At 33.6% G+C, this 20,993-nt stretch carries 18 protein-coding genes; 13 read left to right on the top strand and 5 right to left on the bottom strand.

All coding sequences use genetic code 11. From position 1 onward, the window contains the following. The first annotated feature begins 52 nt into the window (after positions 1-52). The 3 genes from AC1Q8L_RS17660 (at position 53) to AC1Q8L_RS17650 (ending at position 2,864) form a co-directional block, all read left to right on the top strand. Positions 53-1,483 (top strand): cryptochrome/photolyase family protein, encoded by a 1,431-nt coding sequence (locus AC1Q8L_RS17660; RefSeq protein WP_071714143.1) that lies wholly within the window; start codon positions 53-55, stop codon positions 1,481-1,483. 111 nt (positions 1,484-1,594) lie between these two features. Then, the gene (locus tag AC1Q8L_RS17655; protein ID WP_000749743.1) at positions 1,595-2,050 is read left to right on the top strand and encodes a TspO/MBR family protein; all 456 of its coding nucleotides are present in this window, start codon (positions 1,595-1,597) and stop codon (positions 2,048-2,050) included. A gap of 103 nt (positions 2,051-2,153) precedes the next feature. Further along, positions 2,154-2,864, top strand: coding sequence for an alpha/beta hydrolase (locus AC1Q8L_RS17650; RefSeq protein ID WP_000758821.1), 711 nt, complete (start codon positions 2,154-2,156; stop codon positions 2,862-2,864). 87 nt (positions 2,865-2,951) lie between these two features. Here the strand turns inward: AC1Q8L_RS17650 and AC1Q8L_RS17645 are convergent, their stop codons facing one another. Beyond that, a complete protein-coding gene (locus tag AC1Q8L_RS17645; protein WP_098311837.1) occupies positions 2,952-3,317 on the bottom strand; it encodes a YxeA family protein in 366 nt (121 codons plus the stop codon). Between the two features lie 573 nt (positions 3,318-3,890). On the opposite strand from AC1Q8L_RS17645, the gene AC1Q8L_RS17640 reads away from it, so the two are divergent. From AC1Q8L_RS17640 to AC1Q8L_RS17610, 7 genes are all read left to right on the top strand, one after another. Beyond that, complete coding sequence (locus AC1Q8L_RS17640; RefSeq protein ID WP_000516847.1) at positions 3,891-5,429, top strand: alpha/beta hydrolase; 1,539 nt, start codon at positions 3,891-3,893, stop codon at positions 5,427-5,429. Between the two features lie 334 nt (positions 5,430-5,763). Then, positions 5,764-6,150, top strand: coding sequence for a YflT domain-containing protein (locus AC1Q8L_RS17635; protein ID WP_000557322.1), 387 nt, complete (start codon positions 5,764-5,766; stop codon positions 6,148-6,150). An 85-nt stretch (positions 6,151-6,235) separates the two neighbouring features. Then, on the top strand, positions 6,236-6,637 hold the full coding sequence (locus AC1Q8L_RS17630; protein ID WP_000683216.1) for a hypothetical protein: 402 nt from the start codon (positions 6,236-6,238) through the stop codon (positions 6,635-6,637). Positions 6,638-6,672: 35 nt separating this feature from the next. Further along, a complete protein-coding gene (locus AC1Q8L_RS17625) occupies positions 6,673-7,698 on the top strand; it encodes a ParM/StbA family protein (protein WP_098311838.1) in 1,026 nt (341 codons plus the stop codon). Positions 7,699-8,003: 305 nt separating this feature from the next. Further along, positions 8,004-8,954, top strand: coding sequence for a magnesium transporter CorA family protein (locus AC1Q8L_RS17620; protein WP_000388935.1), 951 nt, complete (start codon positions 8,004-8,006; stop codon positions 8,952-8,954). A 473-nt stretch (positions 8,955-9,427) separates the two neighbouring features. Further along, positions 9,428-9,871 (top strand): MarR family winged helix-turn-helix transcriptional regulator, encoded by a 444-nt coding sequence (locus AC1Q8L_RS17615; protein ID WP_000111430.1) that lies wholly within the window; start codon positions 9,428-9,430, stop codon positions 9,869-9,871. Between the two features lie 219 nt (positions 9,872-10,090). Then, the gene (locus AC1Q8L_RS17610) at positions 10,091-10,969 is read left to right on the top strand and encodes a LysR family transcriptional regulator (RefSeq protein WP_061660758.1); all 879 of its coding nucleotides are present in this window, start codon (positions 10,091-10,093) and stop codon (positions 10,967-10,969) included. Between the two features lie 304 nt (positions 10,970-11,273). Here the strand turns inward: AC1Q8L_RS17610 and AC1Q8L_RS17605 are convergent, their stop codons facing one another. From AC1Q8L_RS17605 to ycaC, 4 genes are all read right to left on the bottom strand, one after another. Further along, positions 11,274-13,109, bottom strand: coding sequence for an amidohydrolase (locus AC1Q8L_RS17605; RefSeq protein ID WP_001052853.1), 1,836 nt, complete (start codon positions 13,107-13,109; stop codon positions 11,274-11,276). A 13-nt stretch (positions 13,110-13,122) separates the two neighbouring features. Further along, the gene (locus tag AC1Q8L_RS17600) at positions 13,123-13,716 is read right to left on the bottom strand and encodes an antibiotic biosynthesis monooxygenase (RefSeq protein ID WP_000806852.1); all 594 of its coding nucleotides are present in this window, start codon (positions 13,714-13,716) and stop codon (positions 13,123-13,125) included. Further along, positions 13,713-14,357, bottom strand: a complete 645-nt coding sequence (locus AC1Q8L_RS17595; protein ID WP_086387781.1) for a hydrolase — start codon at positions 14,355-14,357, stop codon at positions 13,713-13,715. Before AC1Q8L_RS17595 ends, AC1Q8L_RS17600 begins: the two co-directional genes overlap by 4 nt. A gap of 199 nt (positions 14,358-14,556) precedes the next feature. Further along, the gene (gene ycaC / locus AC1Q8L_RS17590; protein ID WP_000131214.1) at positions 14,557-15,201 is read right to left on the bottom strand and encodes an isochorismate family cysteine hydrolase YcaC; all 645 of its coding nucleotides are present in this window, start codon (positions 15,199-15,201) and stop codon (positions 14,557-14,559) included. Between the two features lie 502 nt (positions 15,202-15,703). Between ycaC and AC1Q8L_RS17585 the strand changes: the two genes are divergently transcribed. The 3 genes from AC1Q8L_RS17585 (at position 15,704) to AC1Q8L_RS17575 (ending at position 20,590) form a co-directional block, all read left to right on the top strand. Continuing rightward, complete coding sequence (locus AC1Q8L_RS17585; RefSeq protein WP_001074328.1) at positions 15,704-16,540, top strand: bromoperoxidase; 837 nt, start codon at positions 15,704-15,706, stop codon at positions 16,538-16,540. Between the two features lie 607 nt (positions 16,541-17,147). Next, the gene (locus tag AC1Q8L_RS17580) at positions 17,148-18,737 is read left to right on the top strand and encodes a bifunctional metallophosphatase/5'-nucleotidase (protein WP_016512618.1); all 1,590 of its coding nucleotides are present in this window, start codon (positions 17,148-17,150) and stop codon (positions 18,735-18,737) included. 521 nt (positions 18,738-19,258) lie between these two features. Next, complete coding sequence (locus tag AC1Q8L_RS17575; protein WP_025118610.1) at positions 19,259-20,590, top strand: erythromycin esterase family protein; 1,332 nt, start codon at positions 19,259-19,261, stop codon at positions 20,588-20,590. The last annotated feature ends 403 nt before the right edge of the window (positions 20,591-20,993 follow it).

The raw sequence follows: 20,993 nt of genomic DNA, 5'->3' as shown, positions 1-20,993 counted from the left end.
TACTTGTTCTCATAAAGAATGAATTGTGCTTTAAGAATTAGAAGGGATAGCCATGCAAAATAAAATTATTGTTATGTTTCAAAAAGATTTTCGTTTATATGATAACCCAGCGCTATTTGAAGCTGTTCAGTCTGGTGAGGTTCTTCCGGTATATATACAAGATGAAACTTTTTCAATAGGAAGTGCGGCAAAGTGGTGGTTACACCATGCTGTAAAAGATGTAAAGAAGCAACTTGAGGCATTGGGCTCTACTTTAATAATTCGTAAAGGACGTACGGAGGAAGAAATACTTTCTCTCATAGAACAATTAGATATAACGGCTGTATATTGGAATATTTGTTATGATCCTGACAGATTACAATCTAATCAAAAAATGAAAATGATGTTAGAGGATAAAGGTATTATCTGTAAGGAATTTAATTCGCATTTATTATTAGAACCGTGGATTATAAAAAAGAAGGATAACACTGAATATAAGGTGTTTACGCCTTTTTACAATGCATTTCAAAAGCAGGTAATACCTAAACCTATTAGCAGAGTGCAGAGTATAAAGTGGGGAAACTCTTTACCAGCAAGCTTATCTGTTTCAGAATTACACTTGTTGCCGACTATACCGTGGACATCTCATATGGAAGCAATATGGGATCCGACAGAAGAAGGGGCATATAAAACATTCAAGAAATTTTTCTCTAGCAAATTAGCCTCTTATAGTGAAGGAAGAGATTTTCCAGATCAAAATGTCCATTCGATGTTGGCACCGTATCTTTCATTTGGTCAAATATCAGTAAAGCTAATGTTTCATTACTTAATAAATAAAAGTACCGAAAGACAATGTAGTCTTTTTGAAAAACAAGTTAATAGCTTTATACGTCAATTAATTTGGCGAGAGTTTTCTTATTATTTACTATATCATTATCCATTTACAGTATCTAAACCTCTTAATAAGAGCTTTGAAAATTTCCCGTGGGATAAGGAAGAGGAGTTATTAAGCGTATGGCAGAAGGGTGAAACTGGTTATCCGTTTATTGATGCGGGAATGCGGGAGCTTTGGCAAACAGGTTTTATGCATAATCGGGCAAGAATGGCTGTAGCCTCTTTTCTTGTAAAGCATTTGTTAATTCCATGGCAAGAAGGAGCAAAATGGTTTATGGATACACTACTAGATGCTGATATTGCAAATAATACAATGGGATGGCAATGGGTTGCTGGAAGTGGGGCAGATGCATCACCGTACTTTCGTATTTTTAACCCCATCACACAAGGAGAAAAGTTTGATAAAAATGGAGAGTATATAAGAAGATGGGTACCAGAATTAAGCGATATACCGAATAAATATATACATAAACCATGGGAAGCGCCTGTGCATATTTTACAAAAGGCCAATATAAAGCTTGGGGATACATATCCTTATCCGATTGTTGATCATAAGGCAGCACGAGAGAGAGCCCTTTGTGCATATAAAAGTATGAAAGAATTTGTATAAAATGGGTTAAACAATATGTATTTGGAATTTAAATATTAGAATTTTATCCATTACAAGGGCATACTAATCATATAAAGTTTCTATAATCTTCTAGTAAAAAGGAGAATGTTTATGAAAAAATCTAGTATTATAGTATTTTTACTAACATATGGTTTGTTTTATGTTTCTAGTGTTTTATTCCCTATTGATCGTACTTGGTATGATGCGTTAGAAAAGCCGTCTTGGACACCTCCTGGTATGACAATCGGAATGATATGGGCTGTATTATTTGGACTTATTGCATTATCAGTTGCAATTATTTACAACAACTATGGATTCAAGCCAAAAACATTTTGGTTTTTATTCCTTTTAAATTATATATTCAATCAAGCGTTCAGCTATTTTCAATTTAGCCAAAAGAATTTGTTTTTAGCAACAGTAGATTGTTTACTTGTCGCTATTACTACGTTACTTCTCATAGCGGTTTCTTCCAAATTATCTAAAGTATCGACATGGTTGCTAATACCATATTTTTTATGGTCTGCATTTGCTACATATTTATCTTGGACAATTTATAGTATAAATTAAAGACGGAACTAAAAACTTGAGCACAATAAAAATGCTCGAGTTTTTATGTGTGTTAATGATAATCCGAAATATGGAATATATACATCTTATGGAGGTCATCTTTGTGAAGAAATGGATAAAAATTACGCTGTACTCTTTACTAGCTATTTTAATTATAGGAAGTTTTACTTTTTTGACTTGGTCTCAGTTTACTTATAAACCGACGAAAGAGGCTTTGTCGTTAGTAGATGATAAAAAAGATGAAGATAATATCGTTTTTGGAGCGAAAGATGCGAAAGTAGGGGTTATTTTTTATCAAGGAGCTAAAGTAGAAGCTGAGGCTTATAGTTACTTAGGAGAAGCGCTTGCAAAAGATGGGCACTTTGTAGTAATGCCTAAGTTACCATTAAATTTAGCGATACTTGGAATAAATGAGGTAGACAGTGTAATTGAAAAGTATCCGGAAGTTCAAAAATGGTATGTTGCAGGGCATTCAATGGGAGGAGCTATGATTTCTAAGTATGCCTTCCAACATGAAGACAAGGTAGACGGGATTATTTTCTTAGGTTCGTATCCTGCAGATGACTTTTCTACAAAATCGATTCCGATGTTATCAATTTATGGGGAAGTAGATGCTTTAGCAACTGTAGAAAAAATAGAGAACAATAAAAAGTTCATGTCAAAGAATACAACTATGCACATGATAAAAGGGGGAAATCATGCTCATTTTGGCATGTATGGTGAGCAAAAAGGTGATAATGCGAGTTTAATTACGGCAAAAGCACAACGAGATGAAACAGTAAAAGTAATTGAACAATGGTTATTGGAACAATGATAACGAATTTAATAAATCTACCGAAAGAATTATCCAAACGGTAGATGGGAGAGAGAATAAAGAGCCAAATCGTATGAATTGGCTCTTTTATTTATTTGCTATCTCCAATTGTCGCCTTATTTTCTCCGGAATATCCTCTTTAGAAATAATATCGTAAGAATACACATATTTTCCTTTCACATGAATTTTTAAGTAAGTTTTTCTTATAAAATCATTAGGCGTGTTCGTTCCAACTGTATATTCTTTTTCATTACTTAATTCGTCAACAGCTTTTAGTGAGTACATAGCTTTTCCTTTATGATGATAATCTGGAACACCATATCCTTTCGCAACGGCATATACATTTTTTTCTTCAGCAATCGGATTAAATCTGTCTAAATCTCCACGTAATATGAAAGGTAGTAAGTATATAGGGAGGCCTATTCCTAGTATGCAAATTACAAATTTCTTCATGATTGTTTCTCCTTTTGTCTATTTACATTTTTGAGTATAGAAAAAAGTTCTTATGAATATAGAGGGAAATTCTTTAAGTTTTTCTTAATAAAGTTTAACTTTGTGAAAAAAACTAATTTGAGCATTAAGTTTACGAAATGAATAGCCAAATAACCTGTTTTCTTTATTTTTTGATGGTAGGTTATTAGGCTTTATATTGGTATGAGTGAATTAAGAAATAAGTGAGATTTAGGAAATAGAATGAATTTATCTTACAGTAATAAGAGAATTACCTAAATAAATGATAGTGAGAACAATTAAAGAAAGCATCTAGTGGGGTGCTTTTTTCTTTTGAAACAGAGAATCTCATGGGTAGGTTACATGTAATTTCGTGCTGTGCTTCTAGGTCATTGGAAAATCCAACAATAAAAAAAGAGGGGGAAGGCGTTTTTTATTGAAGTTTGTTAATGATAGATTTTTAACTTGAGAGGGGGATCGTAAAATAGATTATTAATCTCTTTGGTAATTTTTATTTTCCTTATAGTTGGCATATTGTATTAGAAATTTTAAATTTTGAAGGGAGAATCAATAGGTATGGGTAAGAAAAGAAGAATAAGTAATAAGTTATTACTTATCAGTGCAATTTTTACAATAGCAATTCCCTCAGTCTCATATGCGGAGGAAGTAATTTCACCTGAAAAGTTTACGAGTTCTTCAAGTTTGTATGAGGGACGGAATACGGAAATTTTGAAAACAAATTTATATCCTAATACATATAATAATCCATTTAACCACCAATTTATTTCAAAATTAAAGGAAGTAAACACAAATATAAAAAAAATAGACAATAGTGATGATGAAAATCCTATTATATCTACTACTCTTTCATTTATTCGCCATATGAATAGTGAAGATTATAAATCTGCATTTGATTTAACCTCAAGGTCATTACAGAAAATAATATCCGAAGAATGGCTGAAGAGCTATTGGGAGGGACTCCCAGTTCAATTACAAGCAGGTTCTTTTATAGAAATTGGAGAGGTTACACAAAAAGAGACAAATCCTGTTCATACAAATGTGGAGATTCAATTAGTTTTTGAAAAAATGACTGTACCTTTACTAATTAAACTAGATCCATCTGGAAAAATAGACGATTTTCAACTCAGCATGTCGTTTAGTCCTGTTGCTGAGCGTCCGTCATATAGTAAGCCTGAATCATTTGTTGATAAAGAAGTAGTAGTTGGAAGTGGTGCATTTCCATTACCAGGAACATTGTCGGTTCCAAAAGGAAATGGTCCTTTTCCAGCGGTTATTCTTGTTCAAGGATCAGGAGCAACTGATCAGGATGAAACAGCGTTTGCTTTAAAACCGTTTCGCGATTTAGCTGAAGGTCTTGCATCGAAGGGAATTGCTGTCCTTCGCTATAATAAAAGAACTTATGAACATGGGTTGAAAACACAATTTAGTCCCTTTTATACAGTTGATAAAGAGACAACAGATGATGCTCTTCTTGTAACTCAATTTCTTAAAAATGAGCCTCTAATAAATAAAAATCAAATTTATATTTTGGGTCATAGTCAAGGTGGAATGATGCTTCCGAAAATGATTGAAAAAGACCAAAATAAAAATATTGCTGGAGCAATTGTAATGGGAGGGCCAGCTCGTACGATCCAAGACGTTGTTTTAGATCAATTTGAGTACCTTTTCTCTATTGGAGCAATGAACCAGGAGCAATATAAATTCTACAAATCGCAATTTGAATTATTAAATGATCCAAATTTCTCTGGTCAGAATCCTCCAAAAGATTTTTACTTAGGATCAGCAGTATTTTGGGATTCTATTCGGAAAATTAAAGCAGCAGAAATGTCAAAAGAACAAAAGACACCACTTCTTATTATTCAAGGAGAAAGAGACTATCAAGTTCAATCAAAAATCGAAATTCCTCTTTGGAAAGAACAATTAAAAGAACGAAATAACGTTGATTATCGACTATATCCAAAGTTAAATCATTTCTTTACAGAGGGCGATGGGGAAATAAGTAAGCCGGATGAATATTATAGTCCTGCTAATATACCTGAGTATGTTATAAATGATATTGCTGCTTGGGTGCAAGGCAGATCGCAATTAAATTAGCAACCATATGTTTTAATAAAGACTTTCTTTCTGTAATCAAAATAGAAATATTTTTATTAGGTTATATGTTTTTTTTAGCACTCTTTGAAAAGGAGTGCTTTTTTATTTTTCTATGATTTCTATAAAACAATGTGCTTACCTTCCAAACAAATCGTTATTTGGAGCGCTTTTATCAAAGCAAAGTTCTTGTGACATTTCTTTGATATTAAAAACATGAATAACCTATTGTGTAAAATTTTTCGAAAATTTAGGTTTAACATCTTTAAAATAGGTGTATTACATATTACATAACAACTAAATAAAAAAATAAAAAATCTAAAGGAGGAAAGATACCATGCATACGAATGAAAGAAAAACGGTAGTTTATGAATATCAAAATGAACAGGAAGTAGTTATGAAAGTAAAAGAGCTAGAATTGCAAGGGGTTCGCCACGATGACATTTATGTTTTAGCACATGAAAAACATATAACAAAAAGGATTGCGGATGATACAAACACAAATACGATTGGAGTAAAAGAACAAGGATTGGGCACAAGTATTATCAACTTTTTCTCCAAAAAAGGGGACGAGCTCCGAAATCAAATGGAGGAAATGGGGTTGTCGAAGGAGGAAGCTAACTTATATGAAGAAAAACTAGATCAAGGGAGAATTTTACTCCTAGTAACAGATGAAACACTAACGGCGAGTGATAGGCAGCCGCAAAACTATCATTCTCTCTAATAGATTGCAACATCTGATAAATAGGTAAGGTAATTATTTTAGGTTGTAGCATTGAAGAAAATAAAAATAGAAAAGGATGAGAAAAATGAAACATACAATATTTAAATATGCTGTGATTGGAATTACGACCGGAGTCATAGTCTCCCTATTAAAAAAAGAAAATCGGAAAGCTATACAAACAAAAGGAAAAAGCGTAAAAGAAAAACTACAAGAAGGAAACATAAAGGAAACATTGGAGAAGGTAACTGAGACAAGTAAACAATTTTCTGTAACTGCAGCTAATGTTGCAAAACAAACATTACCACAACTGCTTACAGCCACACCAGTTGTCATTTCTACCATTAAAGACTTAACAGAAAACGAAAATAATAAAAAGAAAACAGGTGAAAAGGATTACGAAATAAATGAAAATAGTAAGAACTTAGACGGGGAAAAAACGAAAAATGAAAAGAAATATGTGAAAGAAGGGAAAGAAGAGAGTGCCTAGATTTAACTCTAAAAATAGAAAGTGAGGAAAAAAGTATGAAATCTCTGTATGCAATTGATGTAGGAATTGGCTTTACCAAAAGGGCATATCGACAGGATGTAGATTCTGAGATGACGGTCAAGAGTGAAGCTTCCACACTAGCCCCTGTACCTAATCATGCTGAAAGTGAAGATTTAACAAAGGTAAGTTTTATAGACTTAGACTTTGCATACTACATGGGAAATGAAGCACATCAATCTGACGCTTCATTTCTTCCTCCATTTGACGATGAAATAGAAAATTATTATGAAAGCGAAGAGTTTAAACAACAAATATTTGGTTGCATTGCAAAGGATTATAAAGAAAATGTCGTGTTACCTCTAGTTGTTACCGGGCTTCCCATCACTTGTTTTGGTAGTCAGCATGAGCAATTACAACGTGCACTAAAAAAAGAAACTTCCGTGCAAATTGATGGGAAATTTATTAATATTACGGTGGAAAATGCTTTGATTCTTCAGCAACCGGTCGCTTTACATGCCTATCTCTTAAAAGAGGGAATCATTCAGGAACGAGATCGCATCTTAATTATTGATGGTGGATTTCGTACATTAGAAATGACAGATATGAAACAGAATCTCATTTTAAATCATTATGAGACGGAACTAGGATGTAGCAAGCCTTTGAAAAATATTAAGAATATCGTGCAGAATCATGAGGGTGAAAGTAATCAATTGCATATTAACGACATGCCAAACATATTAGAAAAAGGATATAAATGTCGAGAAGAAAATCATGAGACAAGTCAGGTTCATACTTTGATTCAAAAAGAGTTGGATGCACACTTCCAAGACGTCATACGTGTATTACAAGAACAATTTACGTTAGAACAGTATGATACTATCATTTGGACAGGAGGAATAGTAGATCTCCACAAAAAACGAATTGAAAAAATGCAAAGTGAAATTTCTTCTTTCCGTATGGTAGACGCTTCGAAAGAGGCTGCACTTCATGGATACTACATTATTGGGAGTCAAGTATTTGACGACATCACCAATCAATCTGCATATGAATCCAAATTATAATAACGACTGAAATGGAGTTCGTTGAATAGACGTGCCAAATTATGTAGCTTCATTTCCACATATAATAAATTCTTTATAAGAAAAGATAAAAAGTGCTTGTATAGAGGAAATGTTTAAAATTGAAAATAAAAATAACTAATATATAGGGGGTCTTCCTTTTAAAAGAATAAGACCTCCTATGTCATTTATTTTATAATTTAGATGATCTAAAAACTTTTCCTTCAAGACATGAATACCTACATACAAATTTCGTATTACGGATATGATTCGATCAAACATAAAACTATTTAGAAAGGAAGAATAGTATGGAATGCATAAAAATGACGAAATGGAGTTGGTATCATGTGAAAACTAGTGAGCTTGAAAAACTTTCTTCTATAATCCCTCGTGATGTAACATCTTATTTCTCTCAATTTGTAAAGAAAATAAGTTCTCCTTGTGAAAATGGATTATATGTTTATACGTTATCACCAAGTCAAACTTGTGTATATGGTTCGTTTTTATATGATCAAGATAAAAAGGACGCCAAAATTCAAAAATTTCTTCATTATTTCGTAGCTCATGGAATACTGATAACAGTTCAGGAAAAGGAGGAAGAGGATTTCCAAAAATTAATACATAATATCCCTATGGGTACAAAAAATTGTAATAGTTCTGCTGAAGGATTATGTGCTATCTTATCAATGTTTATATCTCATTATTTGCGAAAGGTTGACTATTTTGAAAACAATTTCAGAAATGTATTATGGGATTTTTATCATCATAATAACATAGCAGTTTTAGAAAGGATTTATCATATTCGTCATGAATTATTTATGAACACACATGTGTTTCGCTTAATACAAGAAGTGTTACAAGGCCTAAAAGAAGCTTGGTTAGAAAAACTAACAAACACCCTTTGTTATAAACAAACACACGTAAAATTAGAGCGTGGATTACAACTTGTTAAAGAGTACCAAGAAGAATTAGACACGATGATTCATTTGCAAGAAGTTGTTTCTTCTCATCGTGGGAATGAAATTATGAAAGCTCTTACTGTATTAACTGCTGTGAGTACGCCTTTGACAGCCTTAGGAGCATTATGGGGTATGAATTTTAAATACATGCCTGAACTGGAATGGAAATATAGCTATTTAATCGCTCTCTTATTTATTATTTTCACAACAGGGGGGATGTATATGTATATGCGATTCAAAGGATGGACAGGTGACTTATTACGAGTAAAGAAAAAGAAATCTTTTTTTAAATCTAATTAATCCTGTTTATAAAAAATATGATAGATATGAACCATAGATATATGGTTAGTAATATTTATTAATAGAGGTAGTGCCATATCCCCATCAAGTTAAAGTTTTGATGTCCCCGCAATGATAAAAATGGTGAATATTTATATGAAAGATTAGAGCCCTCCTTCTTGTAGGAGGGCTCTAATCTTTGTTTAAAAACTATATCATATACATGGGGGCAGACTCATCATCTGAAATTTGTCCGGATTCAATTTAGAATATAAAAAAAGAGAACTTGCGTTAGAATACAAGCTCTCTTTAAAAGAAATAACGTAATTGAGATACTTATATAGTAACAATTTTTTTCTTCTAATTCCATATGTCATATGTTGAGAAATAAATTATAAATGGATTGATAAAGCTAAAATGAATGATTGACATAATATTTAGACGATAATATAATAAATCTCGAATTCAAGATAACTTGTAAAGGATTGGTAATTATGAGTGTGATTAATGATGAGAGCTTATCTTTAAAGTTATTTGTTACATTATCAAGGGCAGCACAGGCAATTACTAAGCGTATTGAAGAGGATATAAAAAGTTATGGACTTAATCCAACTGAATTTGCAGTGCTTGAGCTACTATATAGTAAAGGCGATCAGCCTATACAAAAAATTGGAGATAAAATATTACTTGCAAGTAGTAGTATCACGTATGTAGTGGATAAGTTGGAAAAGAAGAGGTTCTTAATACGAAAACCATGTCCTAGAGACCGCCGTGTCACGTATGCGTCAATTACTTCAGAAGGTATTGAACTAATGGATATTATTTTTCCTCAGCATAAAGAGGCGATTCGGCAAATATTTGGCGGTTTGGACTATATTGAGAAAAAAATGATAATCGAAAAGTTGAAAAAATTAGGGTATTATGCACTAGAACTATAAAAGTTTAGAAATATATCTCGGATTAGTAATGTCCTAATTAAATATAAATTAAATAAATAGGAGGAAAAATTAATAAATGGTAGTAAATTTATTATAATACAAAATGAATAAAGCGTGTAATTTCAATCGGTATAATATGAAATGAAGTTGTTATGTTAACGTATACATATCGTCCTTTAAATTATAAATCTTTCATAAAGCGGAGAGTGGGTATCAAGAATGGAATTACGTCATTTAGAGTATTTTATTCAAGTTTGTAATAATAATAGTTTTACTAAAGCTGCGGAAGTTCTAGGTATTTCACAGCCGACTTTAAGTCAACAAATCCGTGTTTTAGAAGGTGAACTTGATACACCTTTGTTTCATCGAGTTGGAAGAGGTATCAAAATGACAGAAGCGGGTAAGCTGCTATTTGATAAAGGAAAATTTATCATGCAACAATTTGATGACGTTTATAATGAAATTTTTGAATTAAAGGGTGTAAAAAGAGGTGTGATTACTATAGGAGGTTTATTAGAGGATCTCACTTATTTAACACCTTATATTATGAAGTTTCAACAACATTATCCCAACATCGTAGTAAAAATTATAGAATCTGAAGTTGCTGTAAATCAAATCGTTGACAAAAATATTGATTTCGGGATTACACGTAGTGCTCAAATTCCAGACACATTAACAAGCACCCTTTTGTATAGTGAAGAGCTCGTCCTTGTAATTCCAAAAAATCATCCTTTGAATGAAAAATCATTTGTTTCTTTTAGAGAATTAGTAGGGCTGAGTAGAATAATGGTTTCATGTAGTTGTCGTGAATCTATTAAGATATATTGTGAGAGTTTAGGGTTATCTTTATCTGAAGCAAATATAGAAACAAAATCTTCTATTTCTCTATTGAGCCTTGTATACAATGGACATGGGGTTGCCATAATACCTCTTTCACTGGTTAACTTTGTTAATAATGATACTTTGAGCATAGTTCGTATTACTGACCCAACACCAAGCCAAGATATTAATCTTATTCACTTTGATGATAAATTTTTAAGTTTTGCAGCACGTATCTTTATGCAGAAGTTAAATGATTCGCAAAAAGTATCAGTGTAATAGAAATAATAATGATTCTAGTGTAACAATTGAAAAATTAAGATCTATATTAAAGTCAAAGGGCAGTGGATTTATATGTGTGGTGTAGTCGATCAAGAGGGGGATACCATTGACTTTTAATTAAGGAAAAAAGGACAGACTTTGCAAGGAGAGAAGGCTATCAAAAACAAGTTAAGTTAATCAATCAATTCTTCGGTCTTATCGCATAGTAACAGGTTCCATGTAGGGATATACAATGTTATTTCGAATCTACATACCCTTATTGTAGAAAGAAAACCACCGGCATTATACCGGTGGTTTTGATTTAGAAAGCAAAGCAAGTACAACCAATCCCCCATTTAGTTCCATCTTTTCCTATTACGGTATGAGTGTGTTGATGGAGAGGGTTACTACAACTATGTAACTTGTTATCATGGGAATCGTGGGAAAGTATAGTGTTGGCTAGGTTAGCACCACCATAACCGTAAATGCCCGTCGGTGACCAATCAGGTGATGCTGGCGGCAATTCAGGTGATAAATTTTTAAATTCATCATTTCCATAAACAACCTGTCCACCCATAATGGTGAGTAATGATTCAAGGTTTTTGATTTCTTCTTCTGGCACAGTAAAGTAGTCAGCAGACAATACAGCAATATCAGCAAACTGACCTACTGCCAGGGTTCCTTTTTTACCTTCATCACCAGAGAACCACGCACTTCCTTTTGAATATAATTCCAGGGCTACTTTTCTATCAAGTTTATTTTTTTCATCGTATATCGAAAGACCACCAATGGTTTTTCCAGCAACCATCCAGTAAAGAGCAACCCAAGGGTTATAGCTGGAAACCCTAGTTGCATCACTACCGGCGCCAACAGGTATACCAAGTTCTAACATACGATAAATCGGAGGTGTATGCTTTGCAGCTTCCTTTCCGTATAAATCAACAAAGTATTCACCTTGAAAAGCCATGCGGTCTTGGATGGCAATACCGCCATTTAAAGCCTTAACACGTTCCATACTACGATCTGAGATTGTTTCTGCATGATCAAACCACCAGCGTAGACCATTAAAAGGAATTTCTCTGTTAACTTCCTCAAATACATTTAAGAAACGTGTGATTGACTCATCATAAGTTGCATGTAAACGGAAGGGCCAACGGTTTTCCACCAATAGAGAAATTACTTTCTTTAAGTCAGCTTCCATCATCGTAGCTAGTTCAGGCCGTGGCATTTGAAATTTTTCAAAATCGGCTGCTGAGAATACTAACATCTCTCCGGCACCATTCATTTTATACTTATCAGTTCCTTGACCTGGAGAAACAATTTTTGCCCATGAAGCAAAGTCTTCATATTCATGATTTGGATTTTGCGTAAATAGATTATACGCAATACGCAAAGTTAATTGATCTTTCTCAGCTAAATGTTCAACAACTTTATAATCATCCGGATAATTTTGGAATCCACCACCTGCGTCGATGGCACTTGTAATACCTAATCTATTTAATTCACGCATAAAATGGCGAGTTGAGTTAATCTGGTCGTCAAGATTAAGTACTGGAGCTTTACCCAAACTTGAATAAAGAATAGAAGCGTTAGGGTTAGCAATTAAAAGGCCCGTTGGATTACCTCTTTTATCCCGCTGAATTAAACAGCCTGGAGGGTCTGGGGTATCTTTCGTGTATCCCAGTGCACGTAGCCCTGCACGATTTACAAGTGCTCTATCGTAAAGATGTAGCACAAAGACAGGAGTGTCTTCAGAAACGGCATTAATTTCTTCCAAAGTTGGCAACCGTCTCTCTTTAAATTGAAATTCAGACCAACCTCCAACTACTCTTACCCACTGAGGAGCAGGTGTACGCCTTGCCTGTTCTTTGAGCATTTCTAGAGCAATAAAAAGTGATGGCACGCCTTCCCAACGTAATTCCATATTATAATGCAGACCACCACGAATAACGTGTATATGGGAGTCATTCAGGCCTGGAATAGCTCTCTTTCTTTTAAGGTCTATTTTTTTTGTTTTTTCCGTGGCACTATTAAGAAGCTCATCTCCACCTACTGCAGTGACTAAACCATCAGTTATGGCGATAGCAGATACCTCAGGCTGAGATGGGTCAAGGGTAGTAATTTTTCCGTTATATAAGATCATATCCGGTAAATTCATGTTCACACCTCGTCTACTTTCTATTATTTTGTAACCATGGATGAAATAATTTACCGAAAATCGGCATGACTACCCATGATAGCAAGGACACTATACATACAGAAACGAAAAAAGCGGACATAATAGGATTCATATGTTTTATAATAGGTCCTATCACTTTAGGAACTAACATGCTAAGAGGCCATACACCCAGAAGGGTAACGATAGACATTTTCCATTTTGGCGGTGGAACTGGCGTTTTCGGAGTAACAAACCAATAAGCCAAACTACTTTCAGTTTTGTAACTTGGATTAGTAGCTTGAAATTGTTCTGCCGTTTTTAACAAATCCCGGCGAATGTCTGATTCTTGCCAAGCACGTAGATGCTCATACGTATCAAATCGAAAAATAACAGTATACTCTCTCGATTCGTTACTTGGAACTATTAGATTTACACCTAAATGCCCTGGGAATTTAGTAGCGGCAGCTTCGATTTCATGTCTCCATGTTTCAAACTGTTTTTCTTTACCTTGTTGAATTTCCCATGTAACAATCGTTGTTACTGGATCAGCAGCATCCATCGTGTTCCCTGTATAAGTCTCTTCGACAGCTACTCCTTCTTGTTTCATATTTTCCTGCTTGGAAGCGCGCCGTGCACCATAGTATATGCGTATTCTACTCCTTGACCATAAGCGCCAGTGTGCTCCTTTACAATTTCCATTACAGCATCATAAGTGTCTTTGTGTGCCCAGTCACGTTGGTATTCAAGTAAAACTTGAATTGCTGTCACTGGAATTGCACCAGCTTGTTCTACACGACGCATAGCAGCGTTATGTGCTGTCAGACTAGTACCACCTGAAGCATCATCAACTGCATACACTTCATAGCCAGCTTTAATTGCTTCAAGCACAGGGAATGCAAGGCAAACTTCAGTCCAAAGTGCTGCAAATATTAATTTCTTTCTACCTGTTACTTTAACTGCTTCAACAAATTTTGGATCTTCCCAAGAGTTCATTGAACTGCGTTCTATAATTTCATGGTTTGGGAATATGTCAAGAATTTGTGGCCAAAAATAACCAGAAAAGCTGCGTGTCTCAACTGTAGTAAGAATAGTAGGTACGTTAAAAGTTTTTGCTGATTTAGCAAGTAGCATAACGTTATTAATCAATGTTTGTCTATCAATACTTGCAACTCCAAAAGTCATTTGAGGTTGAAAATCAATCAAAATTAATGCACTGTTCTCCGGATTTAACAATTCTAAATTACTCATAATAAAACGCTCCTTTTTTAATTGTTTAAAATAGATATTATTGAAAATAATATATTTTCTGTTAATTTAAAATTGTAATCGTAAAAATAAAATTTTTGCTATACCTTTTAAATTAAAAGAGAGTGCTGATTTAATCAGCACTAAATGTATACTATCCATTTTTTTGAAAGTGATTTAAAGCTATTTCTTTGAAATACATTTATGCATTTTGTTTACTAAGATCTCGCTGAGCTCCCCTATAGCTTCCAATTATATTTTGATAGCCTGGAAGATTGCTAGCAAGCAAATTGCCAAAACCTTCGACATCGTTGCGCCAATCGCGTTGTAATTCGCAAGCTACGCTAAACCAGTTCATAAGTTGTACACCACTATGTGCCATACGAGTATTGGCAGCATCTGCAACTTGTTTACTGAAAGTTCCTGAAGCATCCGTAACAGCAAATACTTCATATCCAGCTTTTATAGCGGAAAGTGCCGGGAAAGCAACACAAACGTCCGTAACTACGCCTGCGATGATAAGTTGTTTTTTTCCAGTTTCTTCGATTGCTTTTACAAAATCATCATTATCCCATGCGTTAATTTGTCCAGGTCGAGCTATTTTTGGTGCATGAGGAAAGAGATCAACCAATTCTTGCATTAAAGGTCCATTAGGCCCGTTTTCGAAACTTGTTGTTAAAATAACTGGTAAATCAAAAAACTTAGCAGTATGAGCAAGAGCTAAAACATTGTTCTTGAATTCATCAACACCATAGTCACGTACTAGTCCGGACATAAGACCAGTTTGATGATCTACTAAAAGCACGACAGCATCATCTTTGTTAATACGAGAATAGAGATCAGTCATTATGTATTCCTCCTAAAAATTAAGTAATCGAAGAAAGTTTAAATAGTCGAATACTATCATAAGTTTCGTCGTTTATAACTAAGCTGACCAATAATATTGGTTATAGCAGCATTCACAGAACATGAAGTGCTATACAAATTTATAGTATTTGAAAACTGATTCGTTAATCAATTCTAAATTATCTATAATTTGTATAGGTTGTAACTATAGTTGTTTTCACTATAAAATAGATTGGTTTTACCTATACATCCTATAGATAGAATGATATTGATAGTCACCTATTTTTGTTATTACAATTGAATAGGAGTAATGTTCAGTAATTATTTTATGATGAAAAAGGTATTAGAGGGGGGATTGTTCCAAAAGGAGAAAATGAATGCATTGGAACAATAGAGTTTCATACTTAGAGTTCACAATATAAACGTGCATGAATAGGTTATGACATTCATCCGGATTATTGAAAAAAAGGATACATATTAGAATATTTTTGGGAGGTAGAAGCATGGCTAAAATTACTGTAGGAACCGAAAATCAAGAACCAATTGAGATATATTATGAGGATCATGGCACAGGAAAACCAGTTGTACTCATTCATGGTTGGCCGTTAAGTGGTCGATCTTGGGAATACCAAGTTCCCGCTCTTGTTGAGGCTGGATACAGAGTTATAACATATGATCGTCGAGGATTTGGACAATCATCTCAGCCGTGGGAAGGGTATGAATATGATACCTTTACTTCTGATTTACATCAACTATTAGAACATTTAGAGCTTCAAAATGTCACACTTGTTGGTTTTTCTATGGGGGGAGGCGAAGTAGCCCGGTATATTAGTACGTATGGAACAGATCGTATTGAAAAGGCTGTTTTTGCTGGGGCAGTTCCTCCATATTTATACAAATCAGAGGATCATCCTGAAGGGGCCTTAGATGATGCAACAATTGAAGCATTCAAAAGTGGTGTGATAAATGACCGCCTTGCATTTCTTGATGAATTTACTAAGGGATTTTTCGCGGCTGGTAATCGAACAGATTTAGTTAGTGAGCCATTCCGTTTATATAATTGGGATATTGCAGCCAGTGCATCACCTAAAGGAACACTTGATTGTATTACCGCCTTTAGTAAGACAGATTTTAGAAAAGACTTGGAGAAGTTTAATATACCTACTCTTATTATTCACGGTGATTCTGATGCAACTGTACCATATGAATATAGTGGGAAATTAACACATGAAGCAATTCCTAATTCTAAAGTAGCCTTAATAAAGGGTGGTCCACATGGGCTAAATGCAACGCATGCTAAAGAATTTAATGAAGCACTCCTATTATTTTTAAAGGACTGATTACAACTATATAATTGTTAATTGATAAATTATAAACAAGTAAAAATAAATCTAAAAAAAGATGCTCTTGGATAAAGCCAGGAGCATCTTTTTTTAATGCGGAGTAGTGCACCACCGTAATCAATTCAAAGGATAGAAATCTTTCATAACGAAATTTCTATTCTTTTTTTAATGGTGGTAATGATATGTTAGGTTGATAAATATTCATTAGTTTCGAATTGAATATTCTTCTTAACAGCAAAAATTTATTGATTAGAGTTTTTTTAGGTCTTTTAGATGTATTGCTATATTACGATCAAGATAATATTTTGAATAATCCTCCAAACAAAGAAACGCACATTTTCTTGTTTTGGGTAGTGAAGTTTCTTAAGTTGAGTGGGGCCCTTTACATCCTAATAAAAAGTGTAGGCTTAAGCTTACAAATATTCATCCTCCACTTAAAATTGACGTTTTACACCTTCACATTTTTGAGGAAGGAGTTATTTGTCAGAAAAAAATAAAATCTTATTAATTTTTATAATTAGTAGAATTTTTGTAGAAATAATTCTCTTAATATATTAAAATAACATCGTATTATGTCAGATTTTAATTAGGGGAGAGAAATTTTATGTTGAAAAAAATCATTCCAGTTGCTTTAGCATTAAGTACAGTTACTTTTACTAGTGTATTTGCTGCGCCTTCAATCCAAGCAAGTACAGAACAAAACCGCTACATAGATGTACAAATGCTCGGTATTAACGATTTTCATGGGCAACTAGACACTGTAAAAAAAATTAACAATAAAGATGCAGGGGGAATTGAGTACTTAGGGGCTTATTTACGTGATCGTGAAAAACAAAATCCAAATACATTAAAGGTACATGCCGGCGATGTTGTTGGAGCAAGTACTCCTGTTTCAGCATTATTACAAGACGAACCTACAATTGAATTTCTAAATGATTTGAAATTCGATGTTGGAACGATAGGAAATCATGAATTTGATGAAGGTGTTGAAGAAATGAACCGCCTTATTTATGGTGGATACCATGAGAAAACAGGGAATTTTAAAGGAGCAAAATTCCCATATGTTGCTGCAAATTTCTATAATAAATCCACCGGTCGTTTATTTTTACCACCATTCACTATAAAAAAGGTACAAGGAGTTCCTGTTGGATTTATCGGAGTCGTAACAACGGATGTTCCTAATCTTGTTATGCCTACTATGCTAAAGAATGTAGAAATTACAGATGAAGTTGAAGCTATTAACAAATCCGTAAAGCAATTAAAAAAACTAGGCGTTAAATCTATCGTTGTTCTTGCACATAACGGAGGTATAACAGATGGGAACGGCGTAACAAATGGTGATATCGTCCGATTAGCAAATGAGACTGATCCAGAAGTCGATGTTATTTTTGGTGGGCATAGCCACACCTATGTAAATGGAACTGTTAATAATAAACTTGTCGTACAAGCAAATTCATATGGTATGGCTTTTGCTGATGTTGATGTAAAGATTGATCGTAAAACACAAGATATTGTTGAGAAAAAAGCAGAAATTGTTACAACTTACCATGAAGGCATAGAGCCTGATAAAAAAATCAAGAAGAAGATGGAGAAATATCAAGCAAAAATCGCACCTCTTGTTAATGAAGTTGTAGGTAAGTCTATTGCGCCACTAGATCGCAAACTCAATACGGCTGGTGAATCTACTCTTGGAAATTTAGTTGCTGATGCCCAGCGTACAACAATGCAATCTCAAATTGCACTTATGAATCCTGGTGGTATTCGTAATGACTTAGATGCTGGTGATATTACATGGGGAGAGATATATGGTATTCAACCATTCGGAAATCAATTAATAAAAGTAAATTTAACAGGTCAAGACATTCGTGATATTTTAAATCAACAATGGCAAAAAGACATAACAAGAATGCTTCAAATTTCAGGAATCCAATACACTTGGGATGCGAACAAGCCTAATGGAGAAAAAGTAACAAGTATTCGCTTAACAAATGGAGAAGAAATCATTCCTTCTAAAACTTACAGCGTCGTTGCGAACGCATTTCTAGCTTCAGGTGGAGATGGATTTGTATCCTTTAAAAACGGTAAAGATGCTGAAACAGGACCAACTGATTTTGAAGCATTAGTAGATTATATAAAAAAATCAAAAGAACCAATTCAGTCTATTATTGATGGAAGAATTCAAAAAATAAATTAGTTTTTTATTAATCTCAAAAACAACTAGATTACCTGTGCACTATACTTTTTAGTGTGCAGGTAATCTATTTTTTTGATTTGAAATAGTCTAACTGTGGCCAATGGGTATACTGTCTAGATGCAGAGTGCCGAAAAAAATGAAGTGAACAAAAAATAACCCCTAAATTAACTCTATGATAAAGAGACTACAAACAATCAAAATTTGGAACTTCATATTAACCATATATTAACTACGTTAATAATACATACTGAAATTGAATACTTTAGATAACATCATTTATAACAAATATCTGTACATTATAATGTTATGCAATGAGGAATTTACAATACAATGAATTGAAGCTTATTTAGTTTTATATTCGTATAAGTGAATTAAGAATTTCTTAAGAACCTATTAAGAAATAAGTGAGTTTTAGGAACTAGAATAAATGTATCTTAACAGTAATAAGAAAATGAATGTTTTAAACGGAAGTTGGCAGAGTATGTCAAAAAGCTATAAGTAAATATTTCAGGAGGTTTTTTATGAAAAAGAAAATAATTATTGCAATTGTTGCTTCTGCTATAACAATGACTCATTTTGTAGGAAATACTTATGCAGATTCGAAAACAGAGGTTTCTGTTACAGCTCCCTATAATACAAATCAAATAGCGAAATGGTTAGAAGCACATGCAAAGCCTTTAAAAACAACTAATCCAACTGCATCTCTTAATGATTTGAAACCACTTAAGGATATGGTAGGTTCAGCTTCAATTGTAGGTTTAGGTGAAGCTACGCATGGGGCTCATGAAGTTTTTACGATGAAACACCGCATTGTTAAGTATTTAGTATCTGAAAAGGGCTTTACCAATCTAGTTTTAGAAGAGGGATGGGACAGGGCCTTGGAACTTGATCGATATGTTCTTACTGGTAAGGGAAACCCAAGCCAACATCTAACACCTGTATTTAAGACGAAAGAAATGCTAGATTTACTTGATTGGATTCGGCAATATAATGCTAATCCAAAACATAAATCTAAAGTACGTATCATCGGGATGGACATTCAATCAGTAAACGAGAATGTTTATAATAATATAACAGAATATATTAAAGCGAACAATTCAAAACTATTGCCTAGAGTAGAAGAGCAGATAAAAGGTCTTATTCCTGTAACAAAGGATATGAATACTTTTGAAAGTCTTACGAAAGAAGAAAAAGAAAAGTATGTTTTAGATGCTAAACAAATTAGTGCTTTATTAGAGGAAAATAAAAGCTATTTAAATGGAAAATCTAAAGAGTTTGCATGGATAAAGCAAAATGCTCGTATTATTGAACAGTTTACTACAATGTTAGCGACACCTCCTGATAAACCAGCGGATTTTTATTTGAAACATGATATTGCAATGTATGAAAATGCGAAGTGGACTGAAGAACATTTAGGAAAAACCATTGTATGGGGACATAATGGACACATTTCGAAAACAAATATGCTTCCTTTTATATATCCTAAAGTAGCTGGGCAGCATTTAGCAGAATATTACGGAAAACGGTACGTATCTATTGGAACGTCAGTTTATGAAGGACAATACAATGTCAAGAATAGCAATGGTGAATTCGGCCCATATGGAACATTAAAATTAGATGATCTAAACAGTTATAACTACATTTTTGGACAGGTGAAAAAAGATCAATTTTTTATTGATTTACGTAAGGCGAACGGCGTGACAAAAACTTGGTTAAACGAACAACATCCAATTTTCGCTGGAATAACCACCGAAGGGCCTGATATACCAAAAACTGTTGATATATCATTAGGTAAAGCGTTTGATATACTTGTTCAAATTCAAAAAGTGAGTCCATCTCAACTACATCAATAAATTTAGAATAATGTGCCTTAATGACAAATTTCATAGTGTTTCATATAACACTATGAAATTTGTTTTATATAGCAAGAAGAATAATCGCATTAGAAAAAATCAGCAATTTAAGCTGTTAAGAGTAAAACGAATCTTCAATATGTAAAGCGCAAAAAACACTGAAGCGAAAAGCATCGGTGTTTTTTGCGCTTTCGGGCACAGATGCTACTTCAACCCTATTGTACAAGTGATTTTGTATGTAATGAATTTGTAAGGAATAGGTAAGAAAAAAGAGATTTTCATTGTGTAGGATAAAAATATAAGGAGGCGTGAAGGGGGGAACAATTACGGCCTACATATAAAACAAACAATCAGTAACAAGAGTGTTTTGTGAAAATAATGAGTACAATGATTGCAAATGCAT

It is taken from the genome of Bacillus sp. GW823-FHT06A11 (assembly GCF_058795355.1).
Note: the sequence above shows the minus strand (reverse complement) of the source record. Positions and strands in the feature narration are given on the sequence as shown.

Coding starts and splice junctions, on each gene's coding strand:
- ycaC (WP_000131214.1), bottom strand. CDS start 15,201: ATGACTGATCTCTATTCTCGTATTAACAAAGATGATGCTGTCGTGCTT.
- AC1Q8L_RS17655 (WP_000749743.1), top strand. CDS start 1,595: ATGAAAAAATCTAGTATTATAGTATTTTTACTAACATATGGTTTGTTT.
- AC1Q8L_RS17640 (WP_000516847.1), top strand. CDS start 3,891: ATGGGTAAGAAAAGAAGAATAAGTAATAAGTTATTACTTATCAGTGCA.
- AC1Q8L_RS17600 (WP_000806852.1), bottom strand. CDS start 13,716: ATGAAACAAGAAGGAGTAGCTGTCGAAGAGACTTATACAGGGAACACG.
- AC1Q8L_RS17610 (WP_061660758.1), top strand. CDS start 10,091: ATGGAATTACGTCATTTAGAGTATTTTATTCAAGTTTGTAATAATAAT.
- AC1Q8L_RS17605 (WP_001052853.1), bottom strand. CDS start 13,109: ATGAATTTACCGGATATGATCTTATATAACGGAAAAATTACTACCCTT.
- AC1Q8L_RS17660 (WP_071714143.1), top strand. CDS start 53: ATGCAAAATAAAATTATTGTTATGTTTCAAAAAGATTTTCGTTTATAT.
- AC1Q8L_RS17630 (WP_000683216.1), top strand. CDS start 6,236: ATGAAACATACAATATTTAAATATGCTGTGATTGGAATTACGACCGGA.
- AC1Q8L_RS17575 (WP_025118610.1), top strand. CDS start 19,259: ATGAAAAAGAAAATAATTATTGCAATTGTTGCTTCTGCTATAACAATG.
- AC1Q8L_RS17595 (WP_086387781.1), bottom strand. CDS start 14,357: ATGAGTAATTTAGAATTGTTAAATCCGGAGAACAGTGCATTAATTTTG.
- AC1Q8L_RS17585 (WP_001074328.1), top strand. CDS start 15,704: ATGGCTAAAATTACTGTAGGAACCGAAAATCAAGAACCAATTGAGATA.
- AC1Q8L_RS17625 (WP_098311838.1), top strand. CDS start 6,673: ATGAAATCTCTGTATGCAATTGATGTAGGAATTGGCTTTACCAAAAGG.
- AC1Q8L_RS17635 (WP_000557322.1), top strand. CDS start 5,764: ATGCATACGAATGAAAGAAAAACGGTAGTTTATGAATATCAAAATGAA.
- AC1Q8L_RS17615 (WP_000111430.1), top strand. CDS start 9,428: ATGAGTGTGATTAATGATGAGAGCTTATCTTTAAAGTTATTTGTTACA.
- AC1Q8L_RS17620 (WP_000388935.1), top strand. CDS start 8,004: ATGGAATGCATAAAAATGACGAAATGGAGTTGGTATCATGTGAAAACT.
- AC1Q8L_RS17580 (WP_016512618.1), top strand. CDS start 17,148: ATGTTGAAAAAAATCATTCCAGTTGCTTTAGCATTAAGTACAGTTACT.
- AC1Q8L_RS17645 (WP_098311837.1), bottom strand. CDS start 3,317: ATGAAGAAATTTGTAATTTGCATACTAGGAATAGGCCTCCCTATATAC.